Below are 12771 nucleotides of genomic sequence, written 5' to 3' on the forward strand. Positions count from 1 at the left end.
GAGAAATTGATTAGTGATCGGGTATAAGTCAGCTGGAACATTCCCCATACTAAGGAAATACATTACATGTTTCTGGAGAAGGGGATTAATCGAATGAGCGAATATATGAAAAACAAGCAAACACCGAAATCGGAACAACCGGGCACCGAGGCACCGGAAGTGCCTGCACAAGAGGAAAAGACCATGTCACCTGTAACGGAGGCTATTCAGCAATTTGGACAGACGCAGTCACCCGCAGCTGAATCGAACATTTTCTGCATGACCATTATTGGCCAGGTAGAAGGGCATTTAATTTTACCTCCGCAAAATAAAACAACAAAGTATGAACACCTCATTCCGCAGCTGGTTGCAGCAGAGCAGAATCAGCGAATCGAAGGCATTCTGATTATTTTAAACACGGTAGGAGGAGATGTGGAAGCGGGCTTGGCTATTGCCGAAATGATTGCTTCACTCAGCAAACCTACGGTTACCGTCGTCATTGGAGGAGGGCATAGCATCGGGGTTCCAATCGCGGTTGCTTCAACCTATTCCCTGATCGCGGGTAGCGCAACAATGACCATTCATCCGATCCGTATGAACGGACTCGTGATAGGCGTGCCTCAGACGTTTGAGTACATGGAGAAGATGCAGGAACGTGTCGTAAGATTTGTTACGTCGCACTCCAATATCTCTGAAGAAATGTTCAAGGAACTGATGTTTAAGACAGGTGAACTCAACCGCGATATCGGAACAGCTGTGGGTAGCGCAGATGCGGTTAAATATGGATTGATGGATGCCGTAGGCGGGATCGGCCAGGCCATCGCCCAGTTGAATCAACTCATAGGAGACAAAAGACAGACGCTGCAGGCAGGGGGTTATACCCAATGACACTCTACACAGTGATGCCACCTGAACTGCTGTGGTCAGGGATGTGGAATGAGGGAGAAGACACACGGGAGATCAAGATGAACGGATTATTGATGCAGGTCAGACCTGTTAATGAACATGAGGCAGTCATTGTACGTTTACTTGAATGCCCCTTGGAAGCTTATCTGATTCCGGCCAATATGCCTGGATCTATCGTTCCACTTTCGGGTAACCCGGGACCAACATAACGCGACGAAATAAGACAAATTGAGCAGGAAAAGAACATATGTACGGATTATATTTGTATGGTATAATATTCTTCTGGGGGTGACCTGATTTTGGCCAGAAGAAAAAAGAGGAAAAAAAAGGCCGCGGCATTTAGCGGCGTTTTAAAATATGAAATTTACGGCATTGTGCTTATTACCCTTGCCGTCATTGCTTTGTCGGGTGAAGCAACCGTAGGACGCTCGCTTTCCAAGATGTTTGGATTGATGCTTGGCAAGTTCTATTTTGCGATTCCGCTTATAGGGATTTATTATGGCTTAATGGTGATGATTCATCGAAAATGGCCCAGCGGCTGGACAACGCGCAAGACAGGGCTCGTATTGCTGGTGTTTGCCTTAACCCTGATGAGTACTGTCTCTGCCATGCACCAGAAGCTTATACCGGTTGGAGCCCTTGAGCCTGGTGCTGTACTTACACAGATACATAATGATATGCAAACCGAGTTGCTTACGCCTGCTGCGCCAGGCGAACGGGATTCGATGCTCAATAAGGACATTAGCGGCGGTTATATAGGAGCGGCGCAGTTTGCCTTGTTCTTGTGGTTGTTTGGCAGCTTGGGAGCACGATTGATTATGATCGTGATGTTCATAATCAGCTTCATGCTGATTACTAATCTTTCTTATGTCGATTTGATCCGCATTTTCAGAACCAAGATATGGGATGCAGGAAGTGCGATGTACAAAAAGCTGGAGGCTAGACCGGCAGCACGTGCCACTTCAAGCTCTGCGGGCAAGAAAAACGGGAATGTCCGCAAAGTGGTGCCTGTTCCAGTGGACGACGAGGAAGATGATGACGATGATATGCAGGATCAGCAACTACCGAAACGAAAAGCACCGATATTTTTCCAACTCTTTGGAAAATGGGGTTCTGATCGGGAACGGACGAAGACTGAGCGTGGAGTGGACGAGGATGATTCTTTAGACACGGAACATGTCGTCTACCGAGCAGAGCAGGAAACCCCTGCAGATTCATGGCATGACGAGCCAATCATCGCATCCGATGCAATATCTCCCGCAGCAGTTCCTGTGCAATCAAGACCTAATTCGGCTCCAATCATCCGTGACTTCTTTGAACATGTCAGATCCGAGGATGCGGGTAAAGATGATGATCTGGATGATGCGTATCCTTTCCCAGATGATTTAACGGATAACATGCAGGGAGAAGAGCTTCCAATCAAGATCTCAGATGAACTTGTGGATAACAATGAGTGGCCTGGAGCGGCGGATGCTGGAACAGCAGTGATGGATGCTGTTGAAGGTAGTTCAGACGCTGAATCTACGTTGAGCAATGCAGCTCAAGGTCCGGTTGCTTCGGATACGGAAGGACAGGAAGTGCAACCTGTTAAGCCGCCTCCACCACCTCCGAAACCTTATAAACTTCCGTCGTTCAGGCTTCTTTCCAAGCCGAATAACGGAGGTAAGGGTGGCGACCAGAAGGATTATATGCAGACTGCACGCAAGCTGGAAGCAACGCTGGAAAGCTTCGGCGTTCGCGCCAAAGTACTTGAAGTAGTCAGAGGGCCTGCTGTTACACGATATGAGATTCAACCGGATATTGGAGTGAAGGTCAGCAGAATTGTAAGTTTGACAGACGATATTGCATTAGCCCTGGCGGCAAAGGATATCCGGATGGAAGCTCCAATTCCCGGCAAATCCGCTATCGGTATTGAGGTACCTAATGGAGAGGTATCCGTAGTAACGATGCGGGAGGTTATGGAGACTGCCACATTCCAGGAAGCCGAATCCAAAGTGACCATTGCATTTGGACGAGATATCTCTGGACAGACGATCATCGGTAATCTGGCTCGTATGCCCCATTTGCTAGTAGCTGGTGCGACGGGTTCAGGTAAATCAGTATGTATCAATGGTATTATTACCAGCATCCTGTACAAAGCGAAGCCAGATGAAGTGAAATTTCTGATGGTCGATCCCAAAATGGTTGAGTTGAACGTATATAACGGTATTCCGCATCTGATGGCACCTGTCGTAACTGACCCTAAAAGGGCTTCACTTGCTCTCAAAAAGATCGTCGTAGAGATGGAGAAAAGGTATGAGCTGTTCTCCAAATCCGGTACACGTAATGTTGAAGGTTACAACAATCTGATGAAAGACAACCCAGCGGCGGTTTTGCCTTATATCGTTGTTATCGTGGACGAGCTTGCTGACCTCATGATGGTCGCCGCAGGTGATGTGGAAGATGCGATTGCCCGATTGGCTCAGATGGCGCGTGCAGCCGGTATCCATCTGATCATTGCCACACAGCGCCCTTCTGTGGATGTTATCACTGGTGTAATCAAAGCCAACATCCCGTCCCGGATTGCCTTCGGTGTATCCTCTCAAGTGGATTCCCGAACCATTCTGGATATGGGTGGGGCCGAGAAGTTGTTAGGTCGTGGAGATATGCTGTTCATGCCAATGGGAGCTTCGAAGCCGGTTCGTGTACAAGGCGCTTTCATGAGTGATGAAGAAGTGGAAAATATCGTAAATTACGTGCGTGGTCAAGGTGAAGCGCAGTATGACGAATCCCTTGTGCCTGAGGTGGATGATTCCGTTCAGGCAGCAGATGAAGTGCAGGATGAGTTATATGAACAGGCGGTGCAGATTATTTTGGAGGCGAAGCAAGCCTCGGTTTCTCTGCTGCAGCGCCGAATGCGAGTAGGTTATACCCGCGCAGCACGTTTGATTGACTCCATGGAAGCCCGGGGTGTGATTGGTCCTTACGAGGGTAGCAAACCAAGGGAAGTACTGATCTCGCTGGAACAGTATCAACAGAATAAAATAAGCTCGTAATACACAGCACGTGTATACGATGTAATCCCTCAACCTTATTGGTTGAGGGATTTTTGTATGTCCTTTGACTGAAGATTTGCCATGAAGTCCAATGATCGGAGGATTTGGTGCATAGGAACGAAGTATGCTTGTCATAATAACCTTAGCGATTCTGTTAATCCCACAAGAGAAAGGTAGAGCACAGTCGATGCGAAAAATGAACATATGGCTTTTCACTGCTATTTTGCTGATGTCCGCATTGGGAATTCGTTATTTGCTTCCTGGGAATACAGCAACCGAAAGTCCAAACCCAAGTACCCCGCAGGTTGAAGAGAAGTCCTTACCCACCTTTAGCACCAATGCTGTGAAATACGGAAGTTACGGTCAGGATGTATACGAGCTTCAAGGCCGACTGAAGTATTTGGGATTTTACAATGGTAAAATTGACAGTAATTTCGGCAGCACCACATTGAAATCGGTAAAATGGTTTCAATCGGAATTCGGCATGAAGGCAGATGGTGTGGTTGGGGCCAAAACCAAGCTGAAACTTTACAATGCTTCAAAACAATGGTCACCAACAGAAACACCGCTGCACAAGGATCAAACTTCAGGTAATAGTGGCAACAATAACAATACTGCGGATAAAGAGCAGGACAACATGGGCTCAGCCAATTCCATGGGGTTGTCGGAGAACGAAATCAAAATTATGGCTAACGCCGTATATGGTGAATCTCGCGGAGAGCCGTTTGAAGGTCAAGTGGCCGTAGCGGCTGTTATCCTGAATCGCGTTAAATCGCCGAGTTTCCCAAACACACCGTCAGGAGTAATTTTCCAGCCGGGTGCGTTCACCGCTGTTGCAGACGGCCAGATTTATCTGGAACCGAACGCACAAGCTAAAAAAGCAGTTGAACAGGCGATGAATGGTTGGGACCCATCCGGTGGATGCCTCTATTATTTTAATCCGAAGACAGCTACATCCAAATGGATCTGGACACGTCCTCAGGTGAAAACAATCGGGCAGCATATATTCTGTATGTGATGATCTTGGAAGCAACCAGAAGGCGTGACTTCGGTTGCTTCTTGCCTTTTGAATGGGTTAAAATGGTTGTTACGTTTAAGCTTCACTTATTGCACGACAAATGACGCCGTAAAGGGGTTTTGACATTTGAATACATCAGGATTTGAACGAGGAAACCGGAAACAATTCCGCATACATGTTCTTCCTACGAAACGTTTTAAGACATTTGCGATCTCACTTTACGCAGGGGTTGCCCTGCAGGAAGATACGGTTACCAAAGTAGCCTTAACACCTTTCGTGCTTCGGCGAGGGACCGAATCCTATCCGGAAACAACGCAATTTCGTGAACAGTTGGAACATTTGTATGGAGCGGGTTTTGGCTTTGATGTTTATAAACGTGGCGATTACCAGATCGTACAGTTCCGTATGGACACCATTAATGATTCCTTTGTTGGTGGGGACGAGCAGCTGTTGGATCGTTCTTTTGCTTTTCTGGGAGAGGTGCTAACACGCCCTGCACAGGAGGATGGACATTTCCGAACCTCTTATGTTCAAGCTGAGCGGGAGACTGTTCGCAAAATGCTGGAGTCCATCGTTAATGACAAAATGCGTTATGCTGCGGAACGCAGTATTGAGGAGATGTGTAAAAACGAACCTTACCGCTTGCACCCGCTTGGTGAGCGCAAGGATTTGCCGAGCATTGATCCAGATACACTGACAACTTCGTATCAGGAATGGTTGCAGCAGGCAAGTATGGACTTGTATGTGGTGGGCGACACCACGCTGGAAGAGGTAGAGAACCTGGTGCAGCGTTATTTCAATGTGGAACGTGTGACCTCTTCCGACTATCACACACAGGAAGCTATTCGTGGAGATAAAGAAGTGGAAACCGTTGTAGAGCGGCTTAATGTTAATCAGGGTAAGCTCAATATGGGGCTTCGCACGTCAATTACTTATGGTGACCCGCAGTATGCAGCTGCATTGATGTATAACGGCATTCTCGGAGGATATCCTCATTCCAAGCTGTTTGTTAATGTTCGTGAAAAAGAAAGTCTGGCGTACTATGCCTCTTCACGTTATGACGGACATAAGGGTATTGCAACGATCCAATCCGGGATAGAAATCCCCAATTATGAAAAAGCGGTCATGATTATCAAGCAGCAGCTGGATGAAATGAAGAACGGGAATATCACTGACCTGGAGATGTCTCAGACCAAGGCGATGATCCGTAATCTGCTCAAAGAAATGCAGGATTCTGCATTTGAGCTGATTGCTTATGATTTCAATCGACAGTTATCCGGCAAAGTGCGGACCGCCGAGGAACTGCTGACCCAGGTAGAACAGATCAGCAAAGAAAATGTTCGTGAGGCGGCAGAGAAATTCCGTCTGGATACGATTTATTTCTTGCGTGATGAGAAGGGAGAATAGTCGGTGGAAAGCATAACATACGATCGTTTGCAGGAAACGCTGTATTACGGAGTGATGGAAAACGGGCTGCATGTTTATATTTTGCCTAAACCGGGTTTCCAGAAAACATACGCTACGTTTGCAACCAAATACGGTTCGGTCGACAATCATTTTAAGGTTGAAGGACAGGAGGAAGTGAAGGTTCCGGACGGAATTGCTCATTTTCTGGAACACAAAATGTTTGAAGAACCAACGGGTGATATTTTTGCCACATTTGCTTCTCATGGAGCTTCTGCCAATGCCTTTACCAGTTTCGACCAGACGGTTTATTTGTTTTCGGCAACGGAACATATCAATGAAAATATACAAACATTAGTTGATTTTGTGCAAAATCCTTACTTCACCGATCAGAATGTGGAAAAGGAAAAAGGGATCATCGCTCAGGAAATTAATATGTATGCTGATAATCCGGATTGGCGCGTTTATTTTGGCTTGATCGAGGCGATGTATCAGAAACACCCCGTGCATATTGATATCGCCGGCACCGTTGAATCCATAGGCACCATAACCAAAGAAACGTTGTACACGTGTTACAACTCTTTTTATCATCCAAGCAACATGCTTCTGTTTGTCGTGGGAGGAGTAGACCCGCAGGAAGTGATCGATATGGTTCGTTCGAACCAGGCGAAGAAAAATTACAAGCCCCAAGGGAAAATCGAGCGGATATTTGAGCCGGAACCTGAGCAAGTTGGGGAAGCAAGACGTGAATCCAAATTGGCCGTTTCCCTGCCCAAATGTTTGTTTGGTTTTAAGGAAACCGATGTGGGTCTCACTGGAGAAGACCTACTGCGCCGAGATATGACAACCAAACTAATGATGGATCTGTTATTTGGTTCCAGTACCCCGCTATTTCAAAAATTGTATGATGAAGACCTGATTTCGGACAGCTTTGGACATGAATATAACAGTTCGCCCCAATATGCTTTTTCTGCTATTGGCGGGGACACCAAAGACCCGGATCAACTGCTTGCCCGCATCCGTGAAGAAGTCGATGCTATTGTGGAAAAAGGATTTGAGGCAACCGACTTTGAGCGCGCACGCAAAAAGAAAATAGGTGGATATTTGCGCATGCTCAATTCACCAGAAAACATTGCAAATGAATTCACGCGGCAGCAATTCCGTGGTGGTGATTTTTTCAACATGCTCCCGATGTATGAATCGCTTACTCTGGAAGAGGTAAACCGCAGATTGAAAGAGCATATTCGTTGGGATCAACTGGCGATATCGCTTGTCGTGAGTCCTTAATATGGAGAGGGGAACAGGACAATTGAAGCCAATTGGAGAAATGACGGTACTTGTAACGGGGGCGAGCGGAGGCATTGGAGCAGCCATCGCAGAGCGTTTTGCCAAGGTGGGCATGAATGTAGTGATTCACTATATGAAATCGCATGAAGCAGCTAATGAAGCGGCGAGAAGGTGCATGGAACAAGGCAGTGGTAAAGTCATGACGGTGTCTGCTGATCTTCGCAGTCGGGAACAAATTGAACGTATGCGTGAGAAGCTGGAATCACATGGGCTGATGCCGGATATTCTGGTGAATAATGCCGGGATATCTCATTATGGGATGCTGTCTGATGTTACGGAAGAAATCTGGGATGAAGTGATGGCAATCAACCTGAAGGGCACGTTTTTGTGTACACAGGAAATGATGCCTCACATGATCTCCCAAAGATACGGTCGAATCATCAATGTGTCATCTATCTGGGGACTATCGGGTGCTTCTTGTGAAGTGTTGTATTCTACAACCAAAGGTGGTGTAAATGCATTCACTAAAGCTCTCGCCAAAGAGTTGGCTCCATCCGGCGTAACGGTGAATGCTGTAGCTCCCGGTGCGGTTCAAACATCCATGTTGAACCATCTGGACCAGAATGAACTAAAAATGCTGGAAGAGGAAATTCCAGCAGGAAGACTTGCCCAGCCAGATGAAATCTCATCGCTGGTCTACTTCCTTGCACTTCCCGAGTCTGGATACATTAATGGGCAGATTATAAGTCCAAATGGTGGCTGGCTCACGTAATATGTGGGGCATGCATTCAATTTTGTTTTAAATTCGGGGTAGTTTCTTGATGGAAATTAATGATTCATAGATGATCTTCGATTAATTCAAAAATGATCGTATATAAAATGTCCGGGAAGCACATATTACAACTGTTGATTTTAAATCTCATGCGTCAGCTAAGGAGGATTTATCATGTCAACAGAAAAAACGGTGCTCACGAGTTTTGACACCTGGAAGAAGTTTCTGGGTGACCGCGTACAGCAAGCAGAGAAGATGGGGATGAATGAAGAAACCATCAACAAACTTGCGTATGAAATCGGTGACTTCCTGGATGAGAAAGTAGATCCGGCGAACCCTTCCAACCGGGCATTGAAAGAACTATGGGAAGTCGGCGACGAGGATGAACGTCGTACGATTGCGTGCCTGATGGTCAAATTGGCCAAACAAAACGCATAAGATTACAGATGGAAAGCTCCCGCAAGGGGGCTTTTCTCTAATGATTACACATTGATTACAGACCTGTTCTTGTAATTCATTTTCATTTTATATATCATTAACGTGACCCATTTTTAGAAGATAGCTCAGATTATCGTCCAATGGACGCGTTCTGTTACTGTCGAATAATGTGGAATAATGCTTTACGGGGTGTTGAAATGGAATCTAAACAATGGTATATGGAATATAAAATACATAAGAACAGACCGGGCCTGTTAGGGGATATTGCCTCTATGCTGGGGATGCTTGAAGTAAATATATTAACCATTAACGGTGTTGAAGGCAAAACCCGGGGGATGCTGCTGGAATCAGACGATGACGAGAAGATTCGTCTGCTGGGTGAAATGCTTGGCAAAGTGAACAGCATAACTGTGTCTGCTTTGCGTCAACCGAAACTGGTCGATATTCTGGCTGTGCGTCATGGTCGTTATATTGATCGTGATTCGGACGATCGCAAAACATTTCGTTTTACGCGGGACGAACTTGGGTTACTTGTGGACTTTTTGGGTGAAGTATTTAAGAGGGAAGGCAATCAAGTCATTGGTTTGCGTGGAATGCCGCGTGTAGGTAAAACGGAATCCATTATTGCAGGCAGCGTATGTGCGATGAAGCGCTGGACGTTTGTTTCCTCCACACTTCTTCGTCAGACCATAAGAAGCCAGATGTCCGAGGACGAATTGAATCCAAACAATGTGTTTATCATTGACGGAATTGTCAGTACGATTCGTTCAAGCGAACGACATTATAATTTGTTACAGGACATCATGACGATGCCAAGCACCAAGGTTATTGAACATCCGGATATTTTTGTGCAGGAGTCCGAATATGATTTTAATGATTTTGACATTATTATTGAACTCCGCAACAATCCGAATGAAGAAATTATTTATGATACGTTTACGGCCAGCTACACCGACGAACTGTAACGCTCCGTACGGGATCATGAAATAGATAAGCAACAACCACAGAGATAAACATAAGGAGGAGATGGCATGTCTGAACTGGGTCAGCAGTTAAGAGAGGCCCGGCTGCAAAAAGGGATGAGTCTTGACGATGTACAGGAAATGACTAAAATTCGCAAGAGGTATTTGGAGGCAATAGAGGCAGGAGACTACAAAGTGCTGCCTGGCAGCTTCTATGTGCGTGCATTTATTAAAACCTATGCGGAAACGGTGGGACTGAATCCTGATGAGCTGCTGGAGGGACATAAGAAAGATGTACCTGCAGAAGAAACGGAAGCAACTATGGAGCCGGTTATTCAAAAGCGTTCAAGTCGTCCGGTAGAGCGCAGTAACCGCTGGATGTCTGTTGCGCTGATGTGGACTTTTCCGGTATTGATTCTTGTGCTGTTGTACGTGTATGTGGTGATGAACAAGGACGATTCGGATACACAAGGGCTGGATCAGACGAAGATCACAGACAGCCAGCAGCAACCTCAAGATAAACCGGATGTGCCTACAGATAATGGCCAAGCTTCCAATCCTCCAGCTAATGAATCAGGTAGCGGAGAAACGAATGAAGGCGAATCAAAAGGCGGTAACGGTGGCGGAACGGCAGAGGGACAGACTGACGGACAAACGGATGGGCAAACGACGGGTGAAAATGAAGAGAACCCAACAGATAATCCGCCAGCTTCTGTAACCGTTGCTGAAGACGGGAAATCAGGCAATATTACGAACTTTAAAGTGAACGGCAGTGCAGGGCAGCCTGTGACGGTGACCATTAAAGCAACGGGGCATAGTTGGCTGGAAGTATACAAGGGCGAGAACTCTAGTGGCGAGAAGTTGGAATACGGCAATACCGCTGAGGGAGACAGTTATACTTTTGAATTGGACAGTGCAGGAATGTACATTAAGTCCGGTTACGCTGCTGCGACCACAATTGAGGTTGCAGGGCAGGTTGTAACAGATGGGAAAGCGACAAACCGCATTCGGTTAAGACTTGGTGAGGATACGACCTCCACAGGTACTGAAGGCACTACGACGAATGAAACAGGAAGCACTACCGAAGGAAGCACCGGCACTAGCGGCGAATAACCAAAGTTTCTGCGGGAGACACTAACCTTGTCTTAACTTGCAGTCAACTTTTGGTGAAGTGAGGTGGGTGGCTATGACAGTCAGCTGGATCGTAACAGGTTTGGGGATCATTGTCAGCCTCCTGGGTTATTACTTGACCCCAACTGCCTGGGGTTACGGAATTTTGGGTTTTGGACTTGCACATGTGCTTCTGGGTGTGCTCGACATGTTCAGACAGCCTAATCGCAGCCGTTATTAGAACGGGCAGCGCATGGCAAGCATTTTTGGCAACCATATCAAGTGGCAGCCAAAAATGCTTTTTTATTTTGAAAAACCTCATAAAATTAGACTTTTGCTTGGCGTATCCTCTATAATGTTACAGAACATATGATTAACTGAAAGGGTGACTGGTTTGAGTTCAGAAAATTCATTTGATATCGTGTCCAAAATGGACTTGCAGGAATTGACAAATGCCGTTACACAAACGGAAAAGGAAATTGGCACGCGTTATGACTTCAAGGGCAGCAAGAGCAGTCTGAAACTGGATAAGGATGCGTTAACGATCGTATCTGATGATGAGACCAAACTCAAGGCTGTTATCGATGTATTGCAATCCAAGATGGCTAAGCGGGGTTTACCTTTAAAAAACATTGATTATGCAAAAGTAGAGCCAGCTTCTTCAGGTACAGTCCGCCAGCGTTTGAATTTCAAGCAGGGGATTGATCAGGATATCGCTAAAAAAATTAATATTCTGATTCGTGACTCCAAGATGAAAGTGAAGAGTCAGATTCAGGGAGATCAGCTCCGGGTAACAGGTAAAAGTAAGAATGATTTGCAAGCAGTTATGCAGTTGTTGAACGGTGCCAATCTACCTCTGGATCTGCAATATACAAACTTTAAGTAATATCTCCTCATTGCAGCTAGGCATGTTTTTTGACACTGTAATTGGCGTATATTATACTAAGTGTGCATTGCTGGCAGATAAGCATCAAAGCCCAGTCATCATCGTTTGCTGACTTTGTGAAAAGCAGTACATCTTCTGAAAGTCACCGGAACGTTTAAAACGGTTTTGCGTTTGAACGGTTGACTTTATTTTTTGCGTTTTTACATAGTGAGAGCACTTTAGTGCTGATTGACAGTGAAACTGTAAATTTCATGTTCCGGATGATGAATACGGGATTAAGATGAATGTTTGGAGTAATGGAGGATAAGAGGGAGGGCGTCTTGTGAATTTACCCAACCGGATTACGCTTGCACGAATTTGCTTAATCCCTTTTTTGATGGTGTTCCTGCTCGTAGATTTTCCGTTTTATCCAGAGCCGTTGCAATTGGGAAGCTTATCACTTCCGTATAATCAGTTGATTGCTGCTGTCATTTTTATCATTGCAGCAAGCACGGATGGAATTGACGGCTACCTGGCGCGGAAAAATAATATGGTCACCAACCTGGGGAAATTGCTTGATCCGCTGGCTGACAAGTTGTTGGTTACTGCGGTGCTGATTTCACTTGTGGAAATGGGCAAGTTGGATTCCTGGATTGCTGTGGTCATTATTAGTCGTGAGTTTGCGGTTACCGGCTTGCGTCAGATTGCACTATTGGATGGTTCGGTTGTTGCGGCAAGTGCCTGGGGCAAACTGAAGACCGTCGTGCAAATTGTGGCGATTGTGCTGCTGCTGTTGAATAATTTCCCGTTCTCATTCACGGGTATTCACATGGACGTTATTGCCGTTTGGGCTGCAGCGATTATTACGATTTGGTCAGGTATTGATTACTTTATCAAAAACAAAAATTTGCTTCATTTATCGAAAGCGTAACGTTTGAGGTTGAATGGGTAGGCATGAAGAAATCATTTGTACGAGGGCAATAGGAAATTATCCT

13 protein-coding genes are annotated in these 12771 nt (G+C 45.9%); all 13 read left to right on the forward strand.

Annotated elements, in window-relative coordinates; all coding sequences use genetic code 11:
* Window positions 1-93: 93 nt before the first annotated feature.
* The 13 genes from ACFVQB_RS02295 to pgsA all read left to right on the forward strand — a co-directional run bounded on the left by ACFVQB_RS02295 (window position 94) and on the right by pgsA (window position 12707).
* Window positions 94-867, forward strand: coding sequence for a ClpP family protease (locus ACFVQB_RS02295; protein ID WP_379434824.1), 774 nt, complete (start codon window positions 94-96; stop codon window positions 865-867).
* Window positions 864-1094 carry a YlzJ-like family protein gene (locus ACFVQB_RS02300; protein WP_379434825.1) on the forward strand — a complete coding sequence of 77 codons (231 nt, stop codon included), beginning with the start codon at window positions 864-866 and terminating at the stop codon, window positions 1092-1094. The genes ACFVQB_RS02295 and ACFVQB_RS02300 overlap by 4 nt, the downstream gene beginning before the upstream one ends.
* A gap of 90 nt (window positions 1095-1184) precedes the next feature.
* A complete protein-coding gene (locus ACFVQB_RS02305) occupies window positions 1185-3920 on the forward strand; it encodes an FtsK/SpoIIIE family DNA translocase (protein WP_379434826.1) in 2736 nt (911 codons plus the stop codon).
* A 187-nt stretch (window positions 3921-4107) separates the two neighbouring features.
* Entirely contained in the window at window positions 4108-4938 is an 831-nt protein-coding gene (gene sleB, locus ACFVQB_RS02310) for a spore cortex-lytic enzyme (RefSeq protein ID WP_379434827.1), read from the forward strand.
* Between the two features lie 126 nt (window positions 4939-5064).
* Complete coding sequence (gene yfmF, locus ACFVQB_RS02315) at window positions 5065-6345, forward strand: EF-P 5-aminopentanol modification-associated protein YfmF (protein WP_379434828.1); 1281 nt, start codon at window positions 5065-5067, stop codon at window positions 6343-6345.
* A 3-nt stretch (window positions 6346-6348) separates the two neighbouring features.
* The gene (yfmH, locus tag ACFVQB_RS02320) at window positions 6349-7629 is read left to right on the forward strand and encodes an EF-P 5-aminopentanol modification-associated protein YfmH (protein ID WP_379434829.1); all 1281 of its coding nucleotides are present in this window, start codon (window positions 6349-6351) and stop codon (window positions 7627-7629) included.
* A gap of 1 nt (window position 7630) precedes the next feature.
* Window positions 7631-8401 carry an elongation factor P 5-aminopentanone reductase gene (ymfI, locus tag ACFVQB_RS02325; RefSeq protein WP_269055490.1) on the forward strand — a complete coding sequence of 257 codons (771 nt, stop codon included), beginning with the start codon at window positions 7631-7633 and terminating at the stop codon, window positions 8399-8401.
* Window positions 8402-8575: 174 nt separating this feature from the next.
* Window positions 8576-8839, forward strand: coding sequence for a DUF3243 domain-containing protein (locus ACFVQB_RS02330; protein ID WP_063566361.1), 264 nt, complete (start codon window positions 8576-8578; stop codon window positions 8837-8839).
* A 197-nt stretch (window positions 8840-9036) separates the two neighbouring features.
* A complete protein-coding gene (locus tag ACFVQB_RS02335; RefSeq protein WP_024630282.1) occupies window positions 9037-9804 on the forward strand; it encodes a DUF3388 domain-containing protein in 768 nt (255 codons plus the stop codon).
* A gap of 66 nt (window positions 9805-9870) precedes the next feature.
* A complete protein-coding gene (locus ACFVQB_RS02340; protein WP_379434830.1) occupies window positions 9871-10914 on the forward strand; it encodes a RodZ domain-containing protein in 1044 nt (347 codons plus the stop codon).
* Window positions 10915-10987: 73 nt separating this feature from the next.
* Window positions 10988-11152 (forward strand): hypothetical protein, encoded by a 165-nt coding sequence (locus ACFVQB_RS02345; RefSeq protein WP_167434746.1) that lies wholly within the window; start codon window positions 10988-10990, stop codon window positions 11150-11152.
* A gap of 153 nt (window positions 11153-11305) precedes the next feature.
* Window positions 11306-11797: a YajQ family cyclic di-GMP-binding protein gene (locus tag ACFVQB_RS02350; RefSeq protein ID WP_017689115.1), complete on the forward strand. Its 492-nt coding sequence runs from the start codon at window positions 11306-11308 to the stop codon at window positions 11795-11797.
* A 322-nt stretch (window positions 11798-12119) separates the two neighbouring features.
* Window positions 12120-12707: a CDP-diacylglycerol--glycerol-3-phosphate 3-phosphatidyltransferase gene (gene pgsA, locus ACFVQB_RS02355; RefSeq protein ID WP_063566359.1), complete on the forward strand. Its 588-nt coding sequence runs from the start codon at window positions 12120-12122 to the stop codon at window positions 12705-12707.
* The last annotated feature ends 64 nt before the right edge of the window (window positions 12708-12771 follow it).

Origin of the sequence: Paenibacillus sp. NPDC057886, assembly GCF_042796655.1 — a bacterium.
GTDB lineage: Bacteria > Bacillota > Bacilli > Paenibacillales > Paenibacillaceae > Paenibacillus.